Annotated in this window: 23 protein-coding genes; 4 read left to right on the top strand and 19 right to left on the bottom strand. The window is 57.5% G+C overall.

The genetic code is table 11. The features are described from left to right. Nucleotides 1-53: 53 nt before the first annotated feature. The 4 genes from NHH03_RS23310 to NHH03_RS23295 all read right to left on the bottom strand — a co-directional run bounded on the left by NHH03_RS23310 (nucleotide 54) and on the right by NHH03_RS23295 (nucleotide 2,375). The gene (locus NHH03_RS23310) at nucleotides 54-323 is read right to left on the bottom strand and encodes a BMC domain-containing protein (RefSeq protein WP_253160222.1); all 270 of its coding nucleotides are present in this window, start codon (nucleotides 321-323) and stop codon (nucleotides 54-56) included. A gap of 66 nt (nucleotides 324-389) precedes the next feature. After that, on the bottom strand, nucleotides 390-689 hold the full coding sequence (locus NHH03_RS23305) for a BMC domain-containing protein (RefSeq protein ID WP_253160219.1): 300 nt from the start codon (nucleotides 687-689) through the stop codon (nucleotides 390-392). Nucleotides 690-778: 89 nt separating this feature from the next. Next, nucleotides 779-1,516: a phosphate propanoyltransferase gene (gene pduL / locus NHH03_RS23300; RefSeq protein ID WP_253160217.1), complete on the bottom strand. Its 738-nt coding sequence runs from the start codon at nucleotides 1,514-1,516 to the stop codon at nucleotides 779-781. Nucleotides 1,517-1,562: 46 nt separating this feature from the next. Further along, nucleotides 1,563-2,375, bottom strand: a complete 813-nt coding sequence (locus NHH03_RS23295; protein WP_390895618.1) for a DeoR/GlpR family DNA-binding transcription regulator — start codon at nucleotides 2,373-2,375, stop codon at nucleotides 1,563-1,565. Nucleotides 2,376-2,698: 323 nt separating this feature from the next. Between NHH03_RS23295 and NHH03_RS23290 the strand changes: the two genes are divergently transcribed. After that, a complete protein-coding gene (locus NHH03_RS23290; RefSeq protein ID WP_253160215.1) occupies nucleotides 2,699-3,493 on the top strand; it encodes an SDR family NAD(P)-dependent oxidoreductase in 795 nt (264 codons plus the stop codon). On the opposite strand, the gene NHH03_RS23285 is transcribed toward NHH03_RS23290, so the two are convergent. The 4 genes from NHH03_RS23285 to NHH03_RS23270 all read right to left on the bottom strand — a co-directional run bounded on the left by NHH03_RS23285 (nucleotide 3,490) and on the right by NHH03_RS23270 (nucleotide 9,843). After that, entirely contained in the window at nucleotides 3,490-4,551 is a 1,062-nt protein-coding gene (locus NHH03_RS23285) for a CNNM domain-containing protein (protein WP_253160213.1), read from the bottom strand. The genes NHH03_RS23290 and NHH03_RS23285 overlap by 4 nt on opposite strands. A 466-nt stretch (nucleotides 4,552-5,017) precedes the next feature. Beyond that, entirely contained in the window at nucleotides 5,018-5,683 is a 666-nt protein-coding gene (locus tag NHH03_RS23280) for a PEP-CTERM sorting domain-containing protein (RefSeq protein ID WP_253160211.1), read from the bottom strand. Nucleotides 5,684-5,777: 94 nt separating this feature from the next. Next, nucleotides 5,778-8,453, bottom strand: a complete 2,676-nt coding sequence (locus tag NHH03_RS23275) for a beta strand repeat-containing protein (protein ID WP_253160209.1) — start codon at nucleotides 8,451-8,453, stop codon at nucleotides 5,778-5,780. Nucleotides 8,454-8,802: 349 nt separating this feature from the next. Continuing rightward, a complete protein-coding gene (locus NHH03_RS23270) occupies nucleotides 8,803-9,843 on the bottom strand; it encodes a hypothetical protein (protein ID WP_253160207.1) in 1,041 nt (346 codons plus the stop codon). A 422-nt stretch (nucleotides 9,844-10,265) separates the two neighbouring features. On the opposite strand from NHH03_RS23270, the gene NHH03_RS23265 reads away from it, so the two are divergent. Continuing rightward, a complete protein-coding gene (locus tag NHH03_RS23265; protein WP_253160204.1) occupies nucleotides 10,266-11,060 on the top strand; it encodes a tetratricopeptide repeat protein in 795 nt (264 codons plus the stop codon). A gap of 38 nt (nucleotides 11,061-11,098) precedes the next feature. On the opposite strand, the gene NHH03_RS23260 is transcribed toward NHH03_RS23265, so the two are convergent. Beyond that, on the bottom strand, nucleotides 11,099-11,626 hold the full coding sequence (locus NHH03_RS23260; RefSeq protein WP_253160202.1) for a hypothetical protein: 528 nt from the start codon (nucleotides 11,624-11,626) through the stop codon (nucleotides 11,099-11,101). A gap of 113 nt (nucleotides 11,627-11,739) precedes the next feature. Between NHH03_RS23260 and NHH03_RS23255 the strand changes: the two genes are divergently transcribed. Further along, nucleotides 11,740-13,062 carry an ATP-dependent 6-phosphofructokinase gene (locus tag NHH03_RS23255; RefSeq protein WP_253160200.1) on the top strand — a complete coding sequence of 441 codons (1,323 nt, stop codon included), beginning with the start codon at nucleotides 11,740-11,742 and terminating at the stop codon, nucleotides 13,060-13,062. Between the two features lie 2 nt (nucleotides 13,063-13,064). Here the strand turns inward: NHH03_RS23255 and NHH03_RS23250 are convergent, their stop codons facing one another. The 10 genes from NHH03_RS23250 to NHH03_RS23205 all read right to left on the bottom strand — a co-directional run bounded on the left by NHH03_RS23250 (nucleotide 13,065) and on the right by NHH03_RS23205 (nucleotide 23,369). Beyond that, a complete protein-coding gene (locus NHH03_RS23250) occupies nucleotides 13,065-14,411 on the bottom strand; it encodes an amidohydrolase (protein WP_253160244.1) in 1,347 nt (448 codons plus the stop codon). A gap of 162 nt (nucleotides 14,412-14,573) precedes the next feature. Continuing rightward, nucleotides 14,574-16,082, bottom strand: coding sequence for an arylsulfatase (locus NHH03_RS23245; RefSeq protein ID WP_253160198.1), 1,509 nt, complete (start codon nucleotides 16,080-16,082; stop codon nucleotides 14,574-14,576). Nucleotides 16,083-16,212: 130 nt separating this feature from the next. Next, entirely contained in the window at nucleotides 16,213-16,791 is a 579-nt protein-coding gene (locus NHH03_RS23240) for a PDZ domain-containing protein (RefSeq protein WP_253160196.1), read from the bottom strand. 228 nt (nucleotides 16,792-17,019) lie between these two features. After that, on the bottom strand, nucleotides 17,020-18,525 hold the full coding sequence (locus NHH03_RS23235) for a DUF1559 family PulG-like putative transporter (RefSeq protein WP_253160194.1): 1,506 nt from the start codon (nucleotides 18,523-18,525) through the stop codon (nucleotides 17,020-17,022). Further along, nucleotides 18,522-20,033 carry a hypothetical protein gene (locus tag NHH03_RS23230; protein WP_253160192.1) on the bottom strand — a complete coding sequence of 504 codons (1,512 nt, stop codon included), beginning with the start codon at nucleotides 20,031-20,033 and terminating at the stop codon, nucleotides 18,522-18,524. Before NHH03_RS23230 ends, NHH03_RS23235 begins: the two co-directional genes overlap by 4 nt. After that, on the bottom strand, nucleotides 20,030-20,665 hold the full coding sequence (locus NHH03_RS23225; protein WP_253160189.1) for a hypothetical protein: 636 nt from the start codon (nucleotides 20,663-20,665) through the stop codon (nucleotides 20,030-20,032). The genes NHH03_RS23230 and NHH03_RS23225 overlap by 4 nt, the downstream gene beginning before the upstream one ends. After that, on the bottom strand, nucleotides 20,658-21,164 hold the full coding sequence (locus tag NHH03_RS23220; RefSeq protein ID WP_253160186.1) for an RNA polymerase sigma factor: 507 nt from the start codon (nucleotides 21,162-21,164) through the stop codon (nucleotides 20,658-20,660). The genes NHH03_RS23225 and NHH03_RS23220 overlap by 8 nt, the downstream gene beginning before the upstream one ends. Before the next feature lie 92 nt (nucleotides 21,165-21,256). Beyond that, nucleotides 21,257-21,568, bottom strand: a complete 312-nt coding sequence (locus NHH03_RS23215) for a cupin domain-containing protein (RefSeq protein ID WP_253160184.1) — start codon at nucleotides 21,566-21,568, stop codon at nucleotides 21,257-21,259. 212 nt (nucleotides 21,569-21,780) lie between these two features. Further along, on the bottom strand, nucleotides 21,781-22,500 hold the full coding sequence (locus NHH03_RS23210; protein ID WP_253160181.1) for a PEP-CTERM sorting domain-containing protein: 720 nt from the start codon (nucleotides 22,498-22,500) through the stop codon (nucleotides 21,781-21,783). Nucleotides 22,501-22,793: 293 nt separating this feature from the next. After that, nucleotides 22,794-23,369, bottom strand: coding sequence for a hypothetical protein (locus NHH03_RS23205; RefSeq protein ID WP_253160179.1), 576 nt, complete (start codon nucleotides 23,367-23,369; stop codon nucleotides 22,794-22,796). A gap of 268 nt (nucleotides 23,370-23,637) precedes the next feature. Here NHH03_RS23205 and NHH03_RS23200 point away from each other — a divergent pair, with 268 nt between their 5' ends. Continuing rightward, the gene (locus NHH03_RS23200; RefSeq protein ID WP_253160177.1) at nucleotides 23,638-24,183 is read left to right on the top strand and encodes a gamma-glutamylcyclotransferase family protein; all 546 of its coding nucleotides are present in this window, start codon (nucleotides 23,638-23,640) and stop codon (nucleotides 24,181-24,183) included. Nucleotides 24,184-24,202 lie beyond the last annotated feature (19 nt).

Genomic DNA, 24,202 nt, shown 5'->3' with positions numbered 1-24,202 from the left:
CCTGTCTGTCTGCTGCCGAGTGGGCAGCGAGGCCAACGGTTCTGGGAGTCGGTCTAGGCGAAAAAAGCTTTCGAGACACCTTCGGCCGGACGTGGGATCACGTGGCTTGATACCAGTTCACCGGCTTGGGATGCCGCGTTGGCACCGGCTTCGACTGCGGCGCGAACGCTGCCGACGTCGCCGCTGACCACGGTCGTGACCAAGCCGCCGCCGATGTCGATTCGTTTGACGATTTCAACGTTGGCCGCTTTGGCCATCGCGTCGGTCGCTTCGACCAGGGCCAACAAACCATTTGTTTCAATCAATCCGATAGCGTCATTCATGATGTTTCTATTGTTCAGTGTGTTTTCTGAGTGGGGGAAGGAGAGTCGTCGCAGCAGGTGCGAGGACTATTTTTTGGCCGACGGGGCGACGGTCTTCAGGACCTTGTCCAAATCTTCGTGTGGTCGTGGGATGACCTGTACGCTGACGACTTGACCGATCCGACCGGCTGCTGCTGCGCCGGCGTCGGTGGCTGCTTTGACCGCCGCGACGTCACCGCTGACAAACACGCTGACCAGTCCGCTGCCGACTTTATCCCAGCCGAGGAATTGGACGTTGGCCGCTTTCATCATCGCGTCGGCGGCTTCGACCAAGCAAACAAACCCTTTGGTCTCGATCATGCCGAGCGCTTCGTTAATCTTCGCCATTCGAATATCTTCCTTTTAGCAGGAGGAAAGGGGGGCGGCCCGCCGCGAAATTCGCCGGGCCGTTGGGGTTAAATGGATTGTTGCAGCGGCTATTTTTGGCAGCCGCAATTGCCTTTGGTCAGTTCGACTTTGGACGCGCCGTCCAAGAAACACGCGTTGCCTTCGTCGGTGTCGATGTGGACTTCCAACTTGGCCGCCGCATCGGCTCGCACCAACACGTCGTCAAACACGGTACTGCAGTCGTGACTGGTCACTTTTAATTTCATCATGTCGCCGTTGGACACGCCGAAGTGCTCGGCATCGGCAAAGTTCATGTGCACGTGACGGGCGGCGCGAATCACGCCTTGTTCCAGTTGCACGCTGCCGACCGGCCCGACCAACACACATCCGGGCGTGCCGTCGATCTTGCCGCTGTGGCGAACCGGGGCGTCGATGCCCAGCGAGATGGAATCGGTGAACGCCAATTCGACTTGGCTGGCACCACGCGTCGGGCCGAGCACGCGTACGCTAGGCAGCATTCGTCGTCGTGGTCCCACCACCATCACCGTTTGCTTGGCCGCGTAGAAGCCGTCTTGGTATAGGTCTTTTTCCGGTTCCAGTACCGCACCGGCACCGAACAAGATTTCCACGTGCTGGTCCGTCAGATGCACGTGACGCGCGGAGATGCTGACACGCAGGTTGGGTTTGCCATCGACCCAACCGGCGGGGCTGCCGGCGGCGCGGATTGGCGTCGCAGCGGGCGCGGCGCTGTGCCCATTGGCACTTTGCGCGATCGCGCTGCGGACCAGCGATTCAATTCGAGAACGGTCGATTTGGGTTGCGTTCATGCGGGTTGGTTTCAGGTTATTCCGGTGTGGAAACGGTTTGCCGGTCTTATGATTGACCGGCGTCGGATGGTTTGGATTGGCTGTCGTTTGGTTTGCGCTCTGCTAACACTAGTTCCACGCCAGCGTCTTCGATTTGCTTTTTCCAACATGAATCCAGACCGCTGTCGGTGACGACGCCTTGAACGTCTTGCAATCGACACAGATGGGACAAACTGACTTTGCCGAACTTGGTGTGATCGCTGACGACATAGGCCTGGTCGGCGGCGGCTAGCATCGCCTTCTCACTCTCGACCAACATCATGTTGTTGTTGAAATAGCCGCGCTGGTTGATTCCGGCGACCGACAGAAACGCCAGTCGGACGTTGATTTGGCGTAGCATCGATTCGGCCATCGGCCCGATCGCGACGGCCGTGCGGCCGCGGACACAGCCGCCGATCGTGACCAGATCGATCGAGTCACTGCTGGACAGCAAATGGGCCACCGGCAAACTATTGGTCACCACCTGTAACTTGCGGCCGACCAGGCAGCGTGCCAGTTCGTAGGTTGTGCTGCCGCCATCAAGCAAAATGGTGTCGTGTTCCTCGATCAACTCCGCCGCCGCCGCACCGATCGCGGCTTTGACCGACCACGTGGTGTCTTTGCGACCTTCAAACGCTCGGATCGTGGCACTCTCGCCGGTCCAAAACACGCCGCCGTGAGTCCGCCGAACGTCGCCGGTTTGCTCCAAATGCTCTAAATCACGACGCACCGTCGATTCGCTAACCGTCAGCGTTTCGGCCAATTCACCCAAAGATGCGAACCCGGTCTGGCGAATCATCCCGCGCAGCCGCTCACGCCGCCCGTGACTGGACGATCGGATTTCCGAGGGAATGCGAGCAGAACCGTTGACGGGATCAGCCACGAAAATTTGCCTAGATTGCGTATTTGCCTTGTGTGTGAGAGTTTTCTCCCATGAATGATAGAATTCAAGCACTAAATGACAGAAATTAACCATATCTGAAAGAAAACCTGCGAATTGAGCCCCGTCGTCAATCCGCTACGGCATCTTTCCAGCCGGCGGCTGCGCTGGTTTTAAACGGGCTGATTCCGCGATACCCTGATTCGATCAAAATGGAGCGGATCGCGTTCTGCTCTTTCGTACCAACACACTCTCCCCCCACTATTTCTCTGCTGACACCCAACATGAAAGAATTAACCGGCAAACGAGCGATCGTCAGCGGCGCGTCGCAAGGCATTGGGCGTGGGATCGCCGTCGAACTCGCTCGCGCCGGCGCGACCGTGGCGGTGAACTATCGGTCAAAGCCGCAGGAGGCGGAGGAAGTCGTTGCCGAGTGCAAGGCTGCCGGCGGCGATGCGTTCATGGTCCAGGCCGATGTCTCGGACAGGCAGCAAACCGAAGCGATGTTGCAGACCGCGATCGACACCATGGGCGGGTTGGACATCGTGGTCAGCAACGCTGCCTATAGCGACCGCCACTTGATGCTGGAATCGGACTTGGACGAGTTCCGCAAGACGATCGATGTCAGCATGTGGGGGGCGTTTTACATGGTGCGTTCGGGCGCCGCGGCGATGGTCGATGCCGGCCAAGGCGGAAACATCGTCGTCATCAGCAGTCCCCATGCGCACTTAGCGATGCCTGGGGCGATGGCCTACAACATGGCCAAGGCGGCCAATGACCAGATGGCGCGGACGGCAGCCTGTGAACTCGCCCAGCATCGGATTCGCTGCAACATCATCCACCCCGGCTGGATCGATACCCCGGGGGAGCGCAAGTTCTTTACCGAAGAAACCCTGCAAGCCGAAGCGGCCAAGTTGCCGTGGAAGCGACTGGGGCAACCCGCCGAAATCGGGCGTGGGGTGGTTTTTCTGTGTCGCGAAGAGAGTGAATACATCACCGGCAGCACGCTGACGATCGATGGCGGCATCCAGTTGCCCTGGCGCGACATGTTTCGTATCGAAGAAGCCAACAAAGCCTAGGCCTGGTCGTCGGATTCGACTTCCAGTCCAATTTTTTTGGCCCGGGTTTTCCAGCGCTGGCGGGCATACTTTTGCATGTCGACTTGGGTGTCGTGTTCGTCAACGATTTCCAGTCCCAGCAGCGTTTCGATCACGTCTTCCAGAGTCACGATGCCGACGGCGCTGCCGTACTGATCGGTCACCAGCGCGATGTGCTGGCGATTTTTCAGTAGCGCGTCGAGCGCCGCTTTGGCGGACATCGAGTCATGCACGGTGGTCAGTTCACGCTTGAGCTCGGCCAGTAGTTTGTCACCCTCTCCCCGGCTTTTCGCTAACAGCAGGTCCGACCGCATCACGAATCCGCTGGCGTGGTCCAAGCTGCTCTTGTAGATCGGCACGCGAGTGACTTGCAGATTCGGGTGCAGTTCCAGGGCCCGGCTAACGGTCAATGATTCGTCCAGCGCGATCACAACCACCCGCGGTGTCATGATGTCGGTGACCCGGATTTGGGGAAACCGCATCAGGGAATGAAACAGCCGCGATTCGTCTTCGCCCAACACGCCTTGCTGGGCACCGATCTCAGCCATCGCACCCAATTCTTCGCGGGTCAGCGTGTGATGGCTTTTGCCGCCCGACAGGACTTTGGTCAATTGTTCGCTCAACCAAACCAACGGGTACAGCACCCAGATCAGCACGCCCACGGTGCGGGCGACAAAGGGACCTAGCGAGCGCCAGTACAGGGCCCCGATGGTTTTGGGGATGATCTCGCTGAAGATCAGAATCAGCAGAGTCATCAAGGCGCTGACGACCGCGAGTGATTGGCTGCCCCACAGCGCGGCGGCTTGAGCACCGACGCCGGCGGCGCCGATGGTGTGAGCGATCGTGTTCAGGCTGAGGATGGCGGCCAGTGGGCGGTCGATATTTTCCTTCAGCCGCGCCAGACGCAGGGCGTCGGCCGGTTTGGAATCACGCAGCGTGGCGATGAACGACGGCGTGATCGATAGCAGCACCGCTTCGGCGACACTGCAGTAAAACGAAAACCCGATCGCAGCACACAGGTAAATGATCAGCAGCGTCATCGTGGCGACAGCAACTCCGGCGAGAGGCAGGATGGAACAGGCCTGATAAGCTACCGCGAATCACGCCCGTCCGCTACCAACGCAGCGCGTCGAGGTTGCGCGCGGTCGGAATCGCGTGGGTTGAAATCGTAGCTGATCCCGCCAAGGGTTCAGACGGTGGCGGGTGCCGGGGGGAGATCTGAACCGTGGCCGGCCCAGCTACGGCGGGTCGGTTGGTTGGCAACGTAGCTGATCCCGCCAGGGTTCAGACGGTGGCGGGTGCTGAGGGAATCTGAACCGTGGCCGGCCCAGCTACGGCGTGTTGGTTGGAATCGTAGCTGATCCCGCCAAGGGTTCAGACGGTGGCGGGTGCTGAGGGAATCTGAACCGTGGCCGGCCCAGCTACGGCGGGTTGGTTGGAATCGTAGCTGATCCCGCCAGGGTTCAGTCGGCCTGTCTCGCGGCAGGGCCGGCGCTGCGAAGCGATCTAGCGACGTCGTCGACGCAAGAGAAACCCAGAGCCGATCATCGACAAGCAGAACAACGACGAAGGTTCTGGAATGGCGGTGGGGGCGTTGAGCGTGAATGAGCGGCCAAAAAATCCACCACCAGAGGCGACCGATAAGCTCTCGAGACCTCCCGCTGAATCAAACGTTGTAAAGTCTCCATCTGCTCCGCTGGCATCGGAAATGGTGAAAACAGTGCTACCCGCCATCGGGCCGCTAAGATCCAATACGCCAAGCACAATCTCACGCACTCCTGCTCCTGCATCTGTCGATGTGCGTCCCGGTTGTGACAGGATCGGCCCTAACGCAAAATAGTTCAACGTATCGCTGTCGTTTTGCGGGCCAGCTACACCACCAGTCACGTCGGTGACCAAGTTGTCAAAGCTTCCATCTGAACCACTGGCACTGACAGTGGCGTTGAAGGCATTTAAATTGCTTGCCGCGAGTAGCGATGAGTCTCCGCCGGAAACGGTTTCGCGAAGAATCACCTGGGCACCGGTGATAGAGGTGTTGGCGGCAACATCAAACGTCGAATCAAGTCCATCACCAAGCGACGTACGGAGGAACAGGTCGTAGACCAACGCAGCACGCCCTTCGTTGGGCGTGAGTACGGCCAGCAGTATTATTGAAAAAACAGCGGATCTCATTCGGATCTCTCCGGTTGAATGATGAATAGTTCGACGAGTGGAACTGGAAACAGAGGGCTCACCTCCGATTAGTCAAAAATCCCCGTGCGAATTTTTATAGTCGGCCTGATCCGAACAGGGTTGGGATCAAGGCGTTCAGGTCAATTCCGTTGCTCGCCCCGTCTCCGTTTGTGTCTAAGTCTGCTCGGTAATTAATGGTGCTGAAAAGCGTTGGAATGATTTGGTTGAGGTCAATTCCGTTTCGGAACCCGTCGCCGTTTGCATCTCCCAATAGGCGGAAGAAGTCATCATTCAGAACATCTGCAGCAACATTGCCTCCAAAAAACCGGTCTGGATCATTTGCGTCCATCGGGACACTACCGATCAGGACTTTCGAAGTGTCAATTGTTAGTAGGTAGTTTCCGTCGGCGAGTGAATTGCCTAGTGGACCTGTACCTAGCCGTGAAACCGTCGACGTTCCGTCAAATGTCAGTGTTACGATAGTCACTCCGGATGTACTGTCTACATCGGCGTTGATAATCCCAACATCGACATTATCGTCGATTTGGCTGATGCTAAATGCACTCGCAACTTCAGTCTCGTTCACGATCGAATCGAAGGTGACGGTAATGGAAGTGATTTGAGAGCGGCTGGCGGATCCGTCGTTGATCTGTATCGATGATACCGTTGGTGCCGCCGCTGCGGTGATCAACGTCGTCGCGGATGCCGTGTTATTACCCGGGGTGTTGTCGTCGCTGCCCGCTGCCGTCGCGTCGACCACCGTTTCAGTTGGTCCGGCCGCAATCGTCGCATCGACGTGGTAAATCACTCGTCCGCCGGCATCGATGTCGACCGTTTGGTTGATCGCGCCACTGCCCGCGGTGAAGGTTGATCCGCGACCAAAAACGACATAGCTCTCACCGGCAATCGCCGCGGCAAAGGGGGCGCCAACAATCACGTCAGCCAGTCCGTCGCCGTTGATGTCACCGGCTGAACCAACGGCATCACCGGCATTCCCCAACACGTCCTCGCCCTCGAAGCGGAACCCGTTGTTGCCGTCCAGGTCTGCCAGGGTGATCGCTGCGGCAAACCCGCTGTCGGTGCCATAGACCGCAAAGGCACCGCCGGGGATCGTGCTGCTACCGACCTGCGCCGCGGCGGCACCGACCAATAGATCGTCCAGTCCGTCGCCATTGATGTCCCCCGCCTCGCTGACTCGCAGCGGGCTCGGGCTGGCGCTATTGGACTGCACGAACGTGAATCCGTTGGACCCGACCAGTGACGTCAGATCAAACGATCCGGTCGTGTTGTTGTGTCCCAAGACCACGTAGCCTTGCGCGCCACCCAGGGCCTGGGCTGCATCGGCTGCTTCGGCGATCACGAGATCATCGAACCCATCGCCGTTGATGTCGCCGAGACCCGATGCTGAACTACCCAAAGCTTGTCCGCTTCGGATGCCGGCAATTTTGAATCCATTGCTGCTGGAAAGTCCGGCCAGGGCTAGGTTAGCGCCAAATCCGGTGTCCTGGCCATACAAGACATAGGCGGCGCCTAGCGTCGTGCTGGTTGGGTTGCCCGGCGCGGTGATCAATAAATCGTCAATGGTGTCTCCGTTGACGTCGCCGGCGTTGTCCACGACGGCACCCAGCAAGTCGCCTGCGGCTTCGGCTTGCACAACAAAACCGTTTCCGCCGTTCAGTGTGGTCAGGTCAAAGGCGGCTGGGAAGAGAGTCGTCGCTGCGGTGTCTTTGCCAAAAATCACATAGGCTTCGCCGGTGTTTTCAATCGCCGGGGCTGAGGATTGTTTTGCGTTGGAGGCGCCCACTACGATGTCAGCGATGCCGTCGCCGTTGATGTCACCGGCGCCACTGACGCTCGACCCCAGGCCATCGCCCGAATTGATCCCGCTGATCGAAAACCCGGTCGTGCCGTTCAAGGCAGATGCATCGACCGCGGATGCGAATGTTGATTGACCGAAAATGACAAACGCTTGGCCTGAATCAAGTTCGAAACTGTCACCGATGATCAAATCATCGATGCCATCGCCGTTGACGTCCCCGGCTCCATCGGCAACCAACGCATTTCCACTCGTTCCTGTGACTCGAAATCCGTTGCTGCCGTCCAGAGATGTGACGTCGAAATTGGCACCAAATCCGGCGCTCGAACCAAACACGACCACCAGGTCGCCAACGGCTGCACCAATCGCGATGTCGTCGATGCCGTCATCGTTCACGTCACCAATTCCCGACACAGACGTTCCGCTGAGTGAAGATCCGGAGTCACCGGGGATACTGAACCCGTTGTCTCCATCCAATCCGGTTGCGGTCACCAAGGCCGGTGAGGGCTGGAACACTTCGCGTTGCCAAGTGATTCCTGTCAGGCCGGCATCAAACGCGACCTGCAGATCACTGGCATCCGCAGGCTGTGGGCCTGCATTTTCGAACGTGATCGTTGACGTCAGTGGGCTGCCGGGAGCCAGCGGGCCAGGCGGTTGCACGATGCTGACCGATAGATCGACATCACCGGGTGCTTCTTCGGGGTCGCCCGCCGGCAATTCTCCTTCCGCCAAACTGGTCGCTTTAAACGCCAGGCACGCCGCGCGTCCATCTTCTGTTAACACCGCGTTTCCATACTCCGCCTCTTCGGCGGTGGGCAGGGAGTCGGCAAACGTCATGTCACCGGCCAGCAGTTGCCGCGTTTCCAATCGCTCTAACAGGACGCGGCGTCGACGTCGCAAAGTGCCGGACAATTGAACTGGCAGACCACGCTTCTTGGAATGGCGGAGCGGCATGAAGAGCGTCTCAAGAAGAGATTGAAGAGCGGAACAGAGTGATGGCAGACTAGATAATGTCGGTAAAACGCATTACAGAAGACGTGACGATAGCCCCTGCAATAGGCGTTGTCAAATATTCAGTCTGCCCCCCGTTCTGGTGCCTCTCGGGGGCCTCTGGCACCGCTAGCAGGTTGCTGCGGGAAATCACCAGCCTCACAGCGGGCCAGTCAGCGGTCATCGTGGATCGTTCCGTCGATCCAGCGTCTGCGGTAGCGCGCGAGCCGCGCCTTGATAGAGGGGTGGGAAAACAGGCCGGCCACGCTGAAGCGTGAACTCCAACGATGGGATGAGGGCAGCCGGCCGGTCGCTAGATTTCTTCGCTGGCGGTTCGAGGCGAATCCAGCTCTAGACTCGGCAGCGGGCTCGGCAAGTCTTCGACTTCCGGTAGTTCCAGTTCCGGTTGTTGATCCATTGGAACGTCCTGATCGGCTCGCTCGTCTGGCAGCAGTCGGTTCGACTCGTTCAAGAGTTGGTCGACGCGCTGGCTGGGAGTTTGATAGCTGGGGACTTCATAGCTGGGAGTTTGATCGATGCCAGAGTCGGTGTGGCGGCGGACCAGTTGTTCCATCAGCACTCGGGTTTCGGCAAATCCGGCTGCCGTCACGATCGATGTCAAATCGGGATTGTTGGTGATGCCGTTGTAGTGAGACAGCAAATCGCTCAGCCCGTTCCAATCTTGCCGTTCGACCAACCCAGGGACATCGCCGGGTGCCAAGAACTGTAGCCAGGCGTCGCCGTCGGCGCGGTCGGCCAAACTGCGTGCCAGTCGGTCACTGGCTAATTGCAAACGTGCGGTCCGATCGTCCGACGCTGAATTCACATAGTCTTCCGAAACCGAACTCCCGTACGACAAAGGCGCGGGCACGGAATAACTGGGGCGATGCAGCGGTGGCAGCGACGATGGCACCACGTCAGGTGCTGGAACCGTCGAGCGCAAAACCAGGGGGCTGCGGTAACGTCCCGGATAGCGACTGTCGTATCGAGTTCGTTCGCGGAAATACGGATCATTCAGCAAATCCGGGGCATCGAAACGTCCCAGACGATAAGGGTCGTGCGTGTAGCTATCGAATCGGTAGGGATTAAACGAACCCGGCGGCGGATAGCCATAATACGGGTAGCTGCCGATTCCGATACTCAATCCCATCGACGGCGCAGGGACTTGAGACCGGTAGCGGCTGGGCGTGCGATCGGCGGTTGGTGGTCGGGAAATTGCAGGCGCGCCGATCAGATTGTCGCGTAACCGGCTGAGTCGCTTTCCGCTGAACAATTGAGCGTCGGCGGTGCTGCAGTCCAGTGCACAGTGGGCACCCAACGCAGCGGCAAGCAAAATGGTGAACGAACGGATCATGTGAAATTCCCCCGAATACAATCCGAATAGACAAATGTCAGAGCATTCCTGAACGCTAGGTTGTGGCGTAGCGGGGGAAGCAAAATTGTTCGATTCAGGGTTCACGATTCACCAGGCCGGCTAGGACAACCGGCAGAAACCGTCTCAGCGGCTGGCGGCGGTCATTCACGACGTTTTCGCCAGACCTCGGTTGACAAGCCACGCCGAAATGCCAATGCTGATGATAACGATTCTCATTTGCAGTGACTGGCGACGCAGCTAGCCATGCGACGTCCGGCGACCGTTCCCAACCCGTCTCGCCGGCGTCCTAGCCCGCCACGCCCAGGTTGCGCCGCTGATGTTTGCACGTCCAGCGGTCCCTCTGTCTTTGATGCCGGTTGCACAAGCCGGCTTCACCTACCCTCCAACGAGCGTGGCTTGCAATGATCGATTTTGATGCCTCAACCATCACACAAGCTCTGAGCAATAATCTGGATTTCGCGATCCGCGAATACGAAAGTCAGCGGTTTTACTACGCCGCCAAATTTGCACAGTACGCATTGGCACAAGACCCTGATGAGGGTCGGGCTTGGCAAATTCTTGGCCGAGCGCTGCTGCGCCGTGGCCAGTTGCAGGATGGGATCGAAGCGCTCGAGCATGCCAGCTTGCTGATCCCGCTGGACTGGGAAACGCGGATTGATTTGGCGACGGCGTATGGCGGCATCGGCCGCAAATCGTTGTCGCGCGACCTGCTCATGACGGCTGCGACCTCGGGCGGGCTTGATGAAGCCCAACTGTTGAGAATCGCGGCGTCATTGGAAGCGGTTGACGAGCCTGTGTTGGCGATGGAAGCCTGTCGCCAAGCGGGATTGGTTGCACCCGACGCCGCCCAAGTGCACTATCAAATGGGTTACTACGCCTCGCTGTGTGGCTATCCGACATCCGTCACCGAAGCCTTGATTCGCCGCGCCGTGGATTTGGAACCTGAAAGCGTCCATTATCGAATCGGGTTGACTTCGCTACTCGTGCGTTTGGATCGCCCCACCGAAGCATTGGCGGTCGTCAGCAGCGTGATCCCATCGCAGTTGGACCAAATCACCTGCCAATGTTGCCTGAAACGAATCGCGACGCTGTTCTTTGATTGCGATCAACCGGATCTAGCACGGCAATGCGCGCAGCGACTGCAGGACGTCCGTCAATCCACGTCCTCCGCGGCCGACTCAGCGGTTCACCACTAATGGTCCTCTGACGGATCATTGATTTCTAGGGGGTGGGATCAATCCAGTTGAAAACCGAGCGTTCGAATCGACGCGATGGCATTCTTGGCTTTGGCGTTGTAGTAGTCTGCGGCGCCTAGTGCGCCGTATTGGATCGGTTTCGTTTTATGGTTTTCTGTCGTGTTGAAAATCCAGGATCCGATCAGGATTGGTTTGAACTCAGACCACGGCAATTTTTTCCTGGGGTCGTACAGCATGCGTACGATGATTTGATAAACGACTTGGCTGCGCGCCGCCTCGGCGGTGGCCAGGTTGATCATCGCCATCTCTTCATTGCGCGGGTCTTCGGCAGCCAGTGCGGCAGCTATTTTTCCGCCGCCCACCGCGTAGCTGTCGTCGATTCCCATCTGTGAATAATTGTGGCGATCAAAGTGCGTCCATGTCGTCGCTCCACGCTTTTGCGTGTGCGTTAACTCATAAAACTTCGATAGCGTTTCAAATTGATTTCGATCATGGATCCGCGACGTGATGTGATGAGAGAGTTTTGTTTCTTCCAATGGCGGCGATGTCGCTATTGAATCGATCAAACTGCCGAATCAATGCCGTTGGTTTTAACTTGCTTGATCTGGGTATCCGGATGCGGTTTCTTATGGCAGTGTCCGCGGAGGGGAATCCGTCGGCTGTTCAGCTAGGAAAGAGCATGATGTATCACCAAGATGACTTTCGAATCGAACAACTCGGCGCTTGCACGATCCAATCGCCGCTCACACCGCTGCTTGATTATCGCCAATACTCGATCAACTATGTGGAGGAATCGGATCGAATCTTGGTCGACAACACGGCGTCGGCGCTGTCGGCGAATTGGAATCCCGATGAACCGCTGGGCGGATTGGAACCGGCCGGCGCTCGCCGCAAAATCTTTTTTGAGCCGTCCAAAACGCGCGCCGCCATTGTCACTTGTGGCGGCCTGTGCCCGGGGTTGAACAATGTGATTCGCTCGGTCGTCAATGAACTGACACGCCGCTACGGGATCCAAATGGTGTACGGGTTTTGCAACGGATACCAAGGGTTGGTGGAGCGGCACGAGCGACCGGTTCACGAAATGACGCCTGAATTCGTCGAGAACATTCATGAACACGGCGGGACGGTGCTCGGATCGTCACGGGGGCAACAGGATCCGGCAGAAGTCGTTGATCGGTTGGTCGCGATGGAGATTGGGATTTTGATGGTCATCGGCGGCGACGGGACCATCCGCGGCGCGCTGTCGATCGCTGATGAAATCAAGCGGCGGGGATTGGACATTGCGGTCATTGGCATCCCCAAGACCATCGACAACGACATCATGTTTACCGACCAAAGCTTTGGTTTTCAAACGGCGCTCAGTGAAGGCACGTCCGTGGTCCGTGCCGCACACGTTGAAGCCTGTGGAGCACCGCAGGGTGTCGGTCTGGTCAAATTAATGGGACGCCACAGCGGTTTCATCGCTTGTTACGCTTCCCTGGCGTCGAACGATGCCAATTTTGTGTTGATCCCCGAGGTCCCGTTTCGGCTCGACGGTGACCATGGATTGTTGGCATCATTGAAACGTCGGTTGGACCAATGTGGCAACGCTGTGATTGTGGTCGCCGAAGGCGCCGGGCAAAATTTGATGGATCAGCAACAGCAGACCGATGCCTCGGGCAATCAGCGTCTGAGTGACGTTGGGATTTGGTTGAAGCAGCAGATCGAAAATCACTTTGCCCAACAGCAATGGGAGTTGAATCTAAAGTACATCGACCCCAGCTATGTGATTCGCAGCGTCCCGGCCAATCCCTACGACAGCGTTTTTTGCACCCGTCTGGCACACAACGCGGTGCATGCGGCGATGAGTGGTCGGACACGGATGGTCGTCAGTCGCTGGCACACACGATTTGTGCATGTCCCAATGAGTCTGGCGATTCGCGATCGAAACTGCGTGGATCCCAACGGTGACTTGTGGATGACTGTCTTGGAATCCACCGGCCAACCACCAAGGATGTGTTGAATTCATTCGGTACCCATCAATTCCAAGAGTGCCGTCACCGTCGATTCCACGCCCCGTTTGACTGACGGATCGGGATCGATTTTAAACAGCGGCGAATGGTGGCTCGGCACCGGGTCACCGCCGTCCGCTTCGGTGTCGATCGCCGATTGTGGTGTGCCACCGACCGACCAATACACCGACGGGATCTTGGGGTTGGAAGTGAAATACGGGAAATCCTCGGCCCCCATGCCTTGCGACGGTTTGTCGATCACTTGGTCTTCGCCCAATTTCTGTTGCCAGACTTTGCGCAAGCGTCGCGCCAGTTCGGGGTCATTGTTGGTCGGCGGGACGCTTTCCTTGGACACCGTTACTTCCGGCAACTTGTCGTCGGGCAAACCGGCGACACGGCCCATGTTGGTGGCGATGCGTTTGATGCCATCCAACAACGTCTGGCGGGTTTCCGGACTGGTGCTGCGGACGGTCAACTGCAATCGAGCGCTGTCGGGAATGATGTTGTGCTTGGTGCCGGCATGAAAGGAGCCGACGGTGACGACGCCCGGTTCACGTGGCGGTAACTCGCGGGCAACCAGTGTTTGCAGCGCCAACACGATCTGGCTGCCCAAGACGATCGGGTCTTTACCGCGATGGGGACTGGCGCCGTGCGCGCCCACACCGTGGATCAGAATGTCGACGGTGTCCGATCCGGCGTAGGGACTGCCCTCGGAAACGTTGACCAGTCCGGTTCGGTCGCGAGAGGTGACATGAAAGGCGAGTGCAAAATCGGGCGTTCCGAATCGCTGCCACAATCGATCATTCTTCATCGCCCGCGCGCCCATGATTCGTTCTTCGGCCGGTTGCACGATCAACATCAATGTTCCCTGCCATTGATCGCGGTGGGTCGACATGTACCGCGCCGTGCCGACCAGGCTTGTGACATGCACGTCATGCCCACAGGCGTGCATCACCGGGACAACCTCACCGGTGATCGGACTGGTTTGGGTCGCGGTCGAGGCATTGGCCAGTCCGGATTTTTCTTGCACCGGTAATCCATCCATGTCGGCACGCATCATCACCAGCGGCCCCTCGCCATTTTTCATGAGTGCGACCACACCGGTGCCGCCGACGCCTTCGGTCACATCAAATCCGACCGCACGCAATTCGCGAGCCATCCGCGCGGCGGTCTTGTATTCGGCCAACGACAATTCTGGGTTGCGGTGAAAATGGTCAAACAGATCTGCCAAATGGGATTGATAGTCCGCCTCGACGACGGCGCGCAATGTCTGGGCTCTGGCCGACGTCGCCGCAAACGCCATCAACAACGCAGACAACAAAACCTGACGCACCGGTGCGGCGCCCAAACCCTTGACCATCGAATTCACCTGTTTTTAACCGAAAGAAATTCCAAACATTGCAACGACCGCCCACCTATGCATTGGGCCTGGCCGTTCACACAGCCAGGCCCAATGTTGACCAACTCATTGTTAACCCAATTCGTTTATCCTCGGCGAACGCAACGAATGGGTTTTAACCGATCAGGAACCGGGTTGCTTCAGTTTCTCCATGACTTCGTCCAAATTGAAACTTGCCGCTTTTTGACGGGGCGGAAACTCCTTGAACGTCTGCAAGAAGGTTCCCACGTAGTCCTGGGCGGGCACCAACAAGAAGGCGCGATCGAGCAACCAGTCGTAGTAGGTGTTGGAGGTGACGTCGGCGCGCTCGTAGGGATCGGTCCGCAGATTGAAGATTTTTGGCAAGCGGAGACTGACAAACGGCTCGGCCCAAATCTGCAACGTGCCTCGCACGCGCTGCTCCAGGAACACCAGTTTCCAGTTGTCGTAACGCAATGCCGTCAGTTGCTGGTCGTCGTTCGCATAGAAGAACGATTCTCGGGGAGATTTCTCCTCCTCTCCCGTCAGATAGGGAAGCAGGTTGAAACCATCCAAGTGCACTTTGTAGTCACGTCCGATCGCGCGATGCCCTTTGAGCAATTTTTCTTTGACATCGGGTTCGCCGGCCATCGCCAGAATGGTAGGCAACCAATCGAGGTGAGACACGATTCCGTTGGACACCACACCGGGTTTGATTTTACCGGGATAGCGGACCATCGCGGGAACGCGATAGGCGCCTTCCCAGTTGCTGTTTTTTTCGTTGCGAAACGGCGTCATCGCTGCATCGGGCCAGGTATTCATGTGCGGCCCGTTGTCGGTGCTGTACATCACAAACGTGTTGTCGTTCAGCCCTAATTCGTCGATCTTGTCCAGCACGGTACCGACGTTTTTGTCGTGATCGATCATCGCGTCGGAGTATTCGCTCATCCAGCGACCAGACTGGCCTTTGCTTTCCTCTTTCAGGTGAGTGCGAAAGTGCATGTGGGTGAAGTTGACCCAGACAAAAAACGGTTTGTCGGCTTTGGATTGACGTTCCATGAAGTCGGCCGCACGGCTGGCGACGTCATCGTCAATGGTTTCCATCCGCTTTCTTGTCAGCGGGCCGGTGTCTTCAATGCGACCATCAGCGTAAGAGTGCAGTACACCGCGGGGGCCATACTTCTTGCGAAATTCGGGATCCTTTGGGTAATCCCGATGCTCGGGTTCTTCCTCGGCATTCAAGTGGTACAGGTTGCCATAGAACTCGTCGAAACCATGGTTGGTCGGCAGCATCTCATCACGGTCGCCCAGATGATTTTTTCCGAATTGTCCGGTCGCATAGCCGTGATTCTTCAACAGGCCCGCAATCGTCGGATCTTCGACCTGCATGCCAACCGCAGCGCCGGGCAGGCCGACTTTCGTCAGTCCCGTACGCATCCCGTGCTGTCCCATGATGAATGAGGCACGTCCCGCCGTGCAGCTCTGTTCCGCATAATAATCCGTGAACATCATGCCCTCATTGGCCACGCGATCAATGTTCGGGGTCTGATATCCCATTACTCCCCGGGTGTAGGCGCTGATGTTGGACCTGCCAATATCGTCACCCCAAATGATCACAATGTTCGGTTTGTCAGCCGCCGTGGCGACCGAAAGGCCGGTCCAGCAGACCGCCATAAGCACGAGCGAAATTCGCTCAAAAGCCCGGTGCATCTTCATATTACTACTCGCGTTGTGACACCAAAAACCACGCTCCAAGACGTCAACGGCGTGGATTGGAGTAGTCTAGCACAGCCGGCAGCAATCGCTATCGTCGTTCCAGTTGTCGCAACTGTCGATTGACCAGAACGGCCATGGCATCCCGCAGCACCAAAACGTCGCGGCGAAGCAACTGGACCTCGCGTCGCAGCCGTGTGATTTCGGCCGTCGTCGCTGCTCCCGGCACCGCGGGAGTGACGTCCGCCGCAGGAGCGACGAATTTAATTTCTCGCTCGTACCGTTTGTTGTTACGGATGTACACCAGCCGCATCAACTCACCCGGCGGATGATTTCCGATCGCATCCTGAATGTCCCTTGGCGTCTCGATGTCCGCTTCGTCAATCTGGACGATTTTGTCTCCGCGGATCAGCCCCGCACGGTCGCCCGCCAGTCCCTCTTGCACCGACGTGACCTCGCAGCCCAACGGCGAATCGGTCAGTGTCACACCGAGTGTGAGCTGCCCGTCGACCGTGATCGAGTTGACCGGATCCAGGATTCTTTCCGTGCCGATGCCGTCGATGGCAACGATCACATCGTCTAGTGTTCGCATCACCGTCACACCGCCAGTCGGTGAACGTTCAATGGCGGGACGCGACGGGACATCCGGACGCTGCGCCTGGGCAGCCATTGGCAGACAAACCGCCAGGCAGAACGCTAATCCAACCGGCGGGCTCAAAACCCTGCGCGATGTGGGGCTCGGTAGAGATCGTAAAGCAGGAGGTTGATGAAACATCGTCGCATTCTCGCTCGTGGTGGGGTCGATTCACATGCATGAGTTGAATTGACCGCTGACGCAAATGACATGCCGATCTTGATTGCCAGATCTTCTAAACGTCGGCTCCCGGGCAGGGTTGGTCTAGTCTTTACCCGCATAGGTGAGCATCGATTTCAGACTCTCCGCCGTCGTCTCGGATCGCAGCAGCAACCGCACCGACCCGTCGACAAACAGCACCCGCACGCGATCGCGGTCACCAAAGACATCCGCGATCGGGTCCTCGGTCGAGATTTGCCATGGTGTCGGGTCGGCCCAGTGAATCGCCGCGGTCGGCGGAGCATCAATCAACAGAATCGTGTCGCCTGTTCCGTCGGTGATCTGTTGCAACGTTTTAGGTGGGCCATCACCCTGCCACACCGACCCGGGAAAGACCGGCGCACGAATGGTGGTGAATGTTGGCGGCAGACGCGAATCACCCAGGCCTTTGAGAGTGATTGTTTTCAACAGTGAATTGGCGGGATCATCCCAGGCACGGTCCAGTCGAATCGTGCGATAGAGTGCCAGTTGTTCAAAGTCCGGCATCAGCGCCACGATCCAACTGTGGAGTGGTTTGCCGTCGGGATCCACAAAACAACGCGGTGGCAAGTGTTGTTCTCGGCCCACGTACAGATGAGTCGCCAGCCCAAGTTGACGTAGCGTATCGACCAGGGTCCTCTGTCGTTCCGCATCACGTGCCTTGGTGGCGATCGTTTGCAGCAGTTCGACAAGGTGGTCGTCGGCTTGCAATCGAATCTGACGTTGTGAATGCTCAATCGTCACTTGCTCCCAGACCTGGGCGTCGTTCTGTTTGATGTCGTTGATCGCCGATCGGACACGGTCGGCTGACGGTGGGTCCGCTGTGTCAATGGAGACGTTGACCAACAATTTCGGTGGCGTGCGAACGGAGAACACGACACGGGAGATGTCCGTCACCATTTGCTGTGGTGAAACCGATTCGGGCAGTCCGACAGGCGGTTGGTCCGGCCACAGTTTGCCCAACATCGCTCGCATTGCATCTGGGATTGCCAGCACAAGGGTGTGGTCGAGCCGCTTGGCATCTTGCAGCGGCGAAAACAATTCATTGCGACTGGACGGAACAAACGTTTGGCATCGCTCCAGTTGTTTCGGATCGCCGATCAAGATTGCGTTGCCAGCGCGGGCCACCGCCACAGCATCGTTCAACATCGGTTTCAATGAATCCGCTAACGGTTGCGGTTTGGCAGTCGGAATGACCAACAGGGGAACACCCTCGTTTAGGAACTCTGGTCCGGCGATGGCATAGATCTTGCCGGCTTGGCCGTGTCGTAGTTTCTCGAAAAAGGCTTCGATCGGTGGAATTGATTCCGGGCGGTCACCGGTCAATTTTTGGATCAGTCCGAACAGGGCGTTCAAATCCAGCTTGGTCCAATCAACCTCGGCAATGGCGAGGGTCGATTCATTGACGTAGGCCGACGCGGGATGACTGGCGGCCAGATCGTTGATCAACACCGGTTTTGGACTGGCCACTTCTAATTGCGTTTCCTGGGCCGCAGCGATCGATCCGACCGCGGAGATCATCCAAGCCGAGATCAACAGGAGAAGGTTGTGGGGGCGAGGCGGAAAATTCATTGTGCTACCTGTAAATGGATTTCAACGACCAGATCGTCTTGGTTTCGCAGGCCCCGGGCGCGGCTTAATGTCGCGTGCGTGGCGGACTTGCGGACATATTCAAACGGGGTTTCTGACAACGAATCATCCCAAGCGGGAACCGGAGATAGATTCTGAATGCTTTCAGGCAACTCGCCGGTTTGACCGGCATGCAACCGCAAGGCTTCCAGACTGATCAAACGATGGTGCCGCTGCCGAGCCTCCGTCGCCGCTGCAAAGGCCTGGTCGACTGCCGGCAACAGTTGTCGAGCAAACTGTGCTCCGATCGTGTTCGAATCGGAAACGGTGGTCATCTGTGTGTCGCGAATGTCCCGGATTTGGTTTCTTTGTCGCTGTGGTAACGACGACCAAGCCAGCCAGCGGTCTCGGATCCGTGCCAATTCAAAATCGCTCGCCCGCAGCACCGCTTCGGCATCGGAAAGATCCGCGACGCGATCTTTCCAATCGGGGCTGTGCGATAACAACTCGCGTGACATCGGCACCATCATTGCGACGTACAACCCGGTCGACAGTTGCCGCAGCACCACGTTTTGGCTGGTCGGACTGGTCGATTGAAAATCAGTCGCATAGGCATCCAGGATCTCTTTCAGACGAACCACCGCAGCATCCTGGCCGATCATCTGGTTGGTCAGTGCTGGCAATCCGGCGATGTTCCCTAATTGAGACGCCAGCGTGGATTCGTATTCCAATGCTTGCCGCATCTCGGTCATCCGCTCGATCGGCACACCGGCCAGCGCCCAATACAGACTTGGGCAGTCCGGCTGGCTGATGATCACTTCGATTGTTTCCATCATCACATTGGCAATCGCGATTCCGATCACCCGACCCAGCAGCGTGTCGGTGGCGTGACTGGCAATTTCAGACAAGCGGAATCCCAACCGCAAATCCGCGATCGCATCTTCCCAGCGTTGCTCTGCCGCTGCGACTTTTACCCGCAAACTCAGTAAGCGCGCCAGATCACGCATCTCTTGGTATTCCGGCAAGAGTGTGGCGGCCTTTTCTCGAGTGGACATCTCTTCGATGCCCAGATCATAGGCCAAGTCCATCCAATTCTCGCCGCTGCGAAGCACGCTGATCGCGGTGGCAAACGGCTGGCAAATTGCCTTGGCTTGCTCCAGCGGGATTTCATCGATCGCCGACGCGGACCACTGGTCATACTGCTGCAGAAATTGCCGCTTTTCACGCGGCGATACCTGTGAAACCAGCAACAAGGCGCGATTGACCGCGACCATCGCCGGTCGTGGCCGACGATATTCCGGCGCCGGCCACAATCGATAACGCAGTAGCGGATCGGGCTGCTGTTGCGCCGCGAGTTGGATTGTCCGCGGCGCAACGTTTGCCGCCTCCGCTGGCTGATACTGTTGGAATGTCGGCGACAGCATGACCTGGCTGTGACCGATTGAATTCGATGCCAGGCAAATCGCTAGGCAGACCAACGTCGTGTGACTGCGCAAGGAGTTTCTCATCATTTTTCCACCCGGAAGGGAATTGGATTCAGTGTCAGATCGTTGCTCCAGCGGTCAAGGTCGCCCGCTGATAACGTCGTGGTCCGCGCGATGGCAGGTTCACCCGCGGTCTCCTCGGCACCAGCGGCCCATTCGGACCTCGGAAACGATTCCAAGGTCGTCCCATGGAACGCCGTCAGTTGTTGTGCATGAGAATTCAACGGTTCCCAGTCGGGTCGCAGAATCCGTGCCAGGTTCAATCTGGATCGGGGCGCGGCGGCTGGCCAAGCTGGCTCGGCAACGCTGGCGGTTGCTTGATCGGCTGTCGCGACGTGTGTGGTTCCAGACGGTTTCTCTGGCGTTGGTTCGCGCTGTGCGATGACTTGGATCGGATCGGGTGATTGAAGTTGGCCGACTTGATAGGCGACCGGAAGCGTCAGCATGGCGGTCAGCAAACTTGCCGCGACCATCGGTGTCCAGCCGCGAACAAACCTTGGCGATGCAGGGTTGGAAACGTGTTCGGCACCGGCTTGGTATCCCGCCTGATACAACATGGTTTCGACACTCATCCGATCGCTCGGCGCTGCCGCAGGAGTCAACTGGGCCAACCGACTTGCAAATGCGTCATCGCTGGGGTCGTGTGGTCGCTCATTCATGGGTGCGAACTGCCAAGCTGGAAGTGGGATCGGGATTGAATCGTTGCCGCATGTCGCGGATTCCTGATTGAAAGGTTCGATGGGCGGAGGAACGAGAACTGCCCATTAGCGTTGCGATGGCATCAAAACTCATTTCTCCCCACAGGTGCATGACGATCACTTGCCGTTGGTCGGGCGAAAGATCTCGCAGTGCATCGGTCACGTGCTGGGCATCCAGAGTGGCGTCCAATTTGGCGGCCTCGCCGTCAAACCAAACACTCGGCTGTTCGGCCTGTTCACGCCGGCGCCGTCGCTGGCCGCTGCGATGCCACTGCAACAATTGGTTGCGGGTGACGGTGACCAACCAAGCCAAAGGGTCGTTTGGGGCGGCCGCTTGTCTGGACAATTGCAGGAACGCTTCCTGCACCGCATCTTCCGCCGGCTCGCCGATCGATCTTGCGATCAACAGCAAACGCGATGAGTAGCGTCTCCAGATATTGGCCAGCTCTTCTGGGGGCATCACAATTGGCATCCAGGTTGAATCCCCACGCCCGTGCAGCGTGTTGGGTCTATAACATGGATGCTACCAGCCGGTGCCCGTCCCAGGGTTTGCTAAAAAAACACGGCCAACCAGACGGTCGGCTCGTCCGCGGTGGTCCAATCCACGCGGTGTTTCTGGTGGGCGGGGATCAACAGATAATCGCCGATAGTCATCTCACGCGTGCTGCCGTCGGCAAATTCCAGCCGCGCCGCACCGGATAAAACGACCACCCATTCGTCCTGCTGTTGGTCGTACCAGTGACCGGGCGGCGAACATTGGCCAGTCGAAACGATGCGTTCGATGCGGACGTGCTCGGATTTCCCCAGCACTTCGCTGAGTTCATCTGGCAGCGAATCAGGCAGATCGTGAAAGAGATTGTCCATGATTCACCGCCGCATTCCGCGGCTGAATTTAGTCTTCGAAAGTTAATCAGCGTGAGAATGGTAACCGCGATGCGTCAGGGAGGGATCCCGTTCACACCCAAAATCCCTCGCTCACGCTTTGGGTTGTGATGAAAATCGCAACTTCAAAACTCACGCGTCGGGTTGATAAATCAACAACCCGCATTCCGCGCGGGGGGCAACGTTTTTAGGCATTAGCGTCGTCGGCGGCGGAAGCCCATGCCACCACACATCATCAGCAACGAAAACGAAACCATCGTCGTGGGTTCCGGAACGTTCGCGGCCGGAACGGCTAAAATGGCGAATGAGTGAGCGGCGGTGAAATCTGCCAGCATGCCGTTTTCAGCAATCTCAAAACTCGAAAGCGGACCGTTCGGTGTAGGGGTTTCGATATTGAAGAGCGAGGATTCGAAATAGCCCGAACTTGTCTCTAGAAAGGGTAACAACAAGCCATCGTAAAAGAGGGCTTCACCAAGGAACAGACCTGTTGGTGAGGTCGACGTGCCCTGTAAGACACCGAAGCCCAGCGAACCGGAAAGCAAGAGCGTGTTCCCGCCGAAAACGGAGAACGTTCCGCCCATCGTTCCCTGAATAATTCCATTGCCCAAACCGCCTGTTGGCTGTGCTGCACCAAAAGCGTTTACACCTTGCAAGACAAACTTGAAATCGTTGCTCACACTTGCCAAGGCTGAGGCGAAACCCGGGGCAAGTTCCGCGGCCGGGTCAAACTGGGCATCGAAAATCGGCTGCGGCACCGGGGCTCCAATGGTTCCCAGGAAATTGCTGCCCAGAACCAAGCTGGGTGGATCCGAATTCGGTTGTCCATTGGCACTGACAATCACTCCCGCATCGATAGGAGCAGCGACGATGGCAATAACAGCTAATGAGCAAAGTGAAGCGATGAAGCGAGGCATGTGGTGTTCACAAAACGAATATGGAAATCGGTTCTGCAGCGAACCAAAGGGCAGGCAAATAGGGCTTCAACAATCAAAAAAATTCTGATCAACGAAGCTAAAAAAAACCTACTACGCGCAGCGACCTTGTGCCATAAAGTTTGTGACAGTTTGCAGAAGTCTTAGAACCAGCATGAGCCTACCGGTAATCTCTGCCGGGGAAACGTTGGCAGATCATGCGATACGTTTCGAAAGGTCAGCGGCCGTGGCGTTTTGGCAACGCCCAAATGGCTGATCGGGATGCACTCTGTTGATCAGCTGTTGGCGTCACGAAAGTCCTGAACCCACTGCGGCGTTTGTTCTCGATAGGCCACAATGTATTTGCGCCGGGTGAAGTAATAGAACGCGTTGCCGCCCTGGAAGATCACCGTCAGCGCGATCACGGTGGCGTAAAACCCGATCACGAACGTTCGGTAGAGTGCCAGTCCGTCGCGCCCCAGCAATTGCGCCAGTTCAGGGTGGGCTTGAATGTCGGTTGCGCCCCCGAACAGCATCCACAAACAATAAACGACGATCAACGTCAGCAAGCCGATTTGATTCCAGCCCAGCAATGATGCGGCGCTCGGATCAAACTTCAACAACCGGTTGCGACCTCGAAACTCCACGATGGCAACAATGGTCAAGCCGATTGCAACCAACAGAGCGACCCAGCCGGAGATCGCAAAGGGGACCGAGAGGGCTGCGATGATCGCCATGGTCCAACCATTGAACGTCGCCACGCGAGCCGCGCGACGGATCGGTTTGGCACGCTCGGTCGCAAGAGCCAAATCATCGTAATGATGTTGTGAGAGAGGGCCGTCCTGCGCGGGAATGTTCGGTTCAGGTTCCAAAATGCATCGCTTCCAAATACGCGGCTTCCAGCGTTCAGCATCCAGCGGTTGCCGGCGGTCCGCCGCACTCGAACCTAAGGGGGGCGACCACGCAGCACAAGAGCGTGGATTCTGCTTTGCTAATTCCAATGCCAAATTCCCCCCCCTCTACCGCTAATCCTTTGCGATTCAAACTTTCAAAGGACGCGATTCAACACCTGGCAAGCAGTCGTCGGTTTTCACTATGCTTGGTTGCCCCCGCCGATTGGCCTGGTTTCCAAGGATTTTCATGAATTCGCTGCATGCACGCTCGACCGACGATTCGATTCTCTATTTTGCATACGGATCCAACATGCTGACCGAACGGCTGCGGCAGCGCACGCCAAGCTGTCGGCCGCTAGGGACGGCTCAGTTGCCTGGGTACCGTTTGAAATTTCACAAACGGTCAACCGATGGCTCGGGGAAATGCGACGCATTTCATACCGGCGACCCATCGCATGTCGTGATCGGAGTGCTCTTTCACATTTGCAGTGCGGAAACACAGGCGTTGGACATTGCCGAATCGTTGGGATCCGGCTACGAGCGGCGGCGTGTGATTGTCAATGCGCAGGGTAGCCAGGAAAGGGTCGAGGCCGAATTGTACATTGCGATGAAAACGGCCATCGACGCGTCACTGAAACCCTACCGCTGGTACAAGTCTCTGGTCACAGCCGGTGCGCGAGAACACGGTCTCTCAGCCGCCTACCGGGCCCATCTCGAAAACCATCCAGAGATCGACGACCCAGACACTCAACGGCATCAGGATCACATGCAACTAATGGCTCCCGCACCGTAAAAGCACTGTCATGGTCGAA

This window comes from Stieleria tagensis, assembly GCF_024129865.1.
GTDB lineage: Bacteria > Planctomycetota > Planctomycetia > Pirellulales > Pirellulaceae > Stieleria > Stieleria tagensis.
The sequence above is the reverse complement of the archived record's forward strand: the minus strand, read 5'-3'. Positions and strand labels throughout refer to the sequence as shown.

Coding starts and splice junctions, on each gene's coding strand:
- NHH03_RS23235 (WP_253160194.1), bottom strand. CDS start 18,525: ATGAATTTTCCGCCTCGCCCCCACAACCTTCTCCTGTTGATCTCGGCT.
- NHH03_RS23220 (WP_253160186.1), bottom strand. CDS start 21,164: ATGCCCCCAGAAGAGCTGGCCAATATCTGGAGACGCTACTCATCGCGT.
- NHH03_RS23275 (WP_253160209.1), bottom strand. CDS start 8,453: ATGCCGCTCCGCCATTCCAAGAAGCGTGGTCTGCCAGTTCAATTGTCC.
- NHH03_RS23240 (WP_253160196.1), bottom strand. CDS start 16,791: ATGGCTGCCCAGGCGCAGCGTCCGGATGTCCCGTCGCGTCCCGCCATT.
- NHH03_RS23285 (WP_253160213.1), bottom strand. CDS start 4,551: ATGACGCTGCTGATCATTTACCTGTGTGCTGCGATCGGGTTTTCGTTT.
- NHH03_RS23250 (WP_253160244.1), bottom strand. CDS start 14,411: ATGGTCAAGGGTTTGGGCGCCGCACCGGTGCGTCAGGTTTTGTTGTCT.
- NHH03_RS23230 (WP_253160192.1), bottom strand. CDS start 20,033: ATGATGAGAAACTCCTTGCGCAGTCACACGACGTTGGTCTGCCTAGCG.
- pduL (WP_253160217.1), bottom strand. CDS start 1,516: ATGAACGCAACCCAAATCGACCGTTCTCGAATTGAATCGCTGGTCCGC.
- NHH03_RS23200 (WP_253160177.1), top strand. CDS start 23,638: ATGAATTCGCTGCATGCACGCTCGACCGACGATTCGATTCTCTATTTT.
- NHH03_RS23280 (WP_253160211.1), bottom strand. CDS start 5,683: ATGAGATCCGCTGTTTTTTCAATAATACTGCTGGCCGTACTCACGCCC.
- NHH03_RS23265 (WP_253160204.1), top strand. CDS start 10,266: ATGATCGATTTTGATGCCTCAACCATCACACAAGCTCTGAGCAATAAT.
- NHH03_RS23210 (WP_253160181.1), bottom strand. CDS start 22,500: ATGCCTCGCTTCATCGCTTCACTTTGCTCATTAGCTGTTATTGCCATC.
- NHH03_RS23310 (WP_253160222.1), bottom strand. CDS start 323: ATGAATGACGCTATCGGATTGATTGAAACAAATGGTTTGTTGGCCCTG.
- NHH03_RS23245 (WP_253160198.1), bottom strand. CDS start 16,082: ATGGCGGTCTGCTGGACCGGCCTTTCGGTCGCCACGGCGGCTGACAAA.
- NHH03_RS23225 (WP_253160189.1), bottom strand. CDS start 20,665: ATGAATGAGCGACCACACGACCCCAGCGATGACGCATTTGCAAGTCGG.
- NHH03_RS23305 (WP_253160219.1), bottom strand. CDS start 689: ATGGCGAAGATTAACGAAGCGCTCGGCATGATCGAGACCAAAGGGTTT.
- NHH03_RS23215 (WP_253160184.1), bottom strand. CDS start 21,568: ATGGACAATCTCTTTCACGATCTGCCTGATTCGCTGCCAGATGAACTC.
- NHH03_RS23290 (WP_253160215.1), top strand. CDS start 2,699: ATGAAAGAATTAACCGGCAAACGAGCGATCGTCAGCGGCGCGTCGCAA.
- NHH03_RS23255 (WP_253160200.1), top strand. CDS start 11,740: ATGATGTATCACCAAGATGACTTTCGAATCGAACAACTCGGCGCTTGC.
- NHH03_RS23270 (WP_253160207.1), bottom strand. CDS start 9,843: ATGATCCGTTCGTTCACCATTTTGCTTGCCGCTGCGTTGGGTGCCCAC.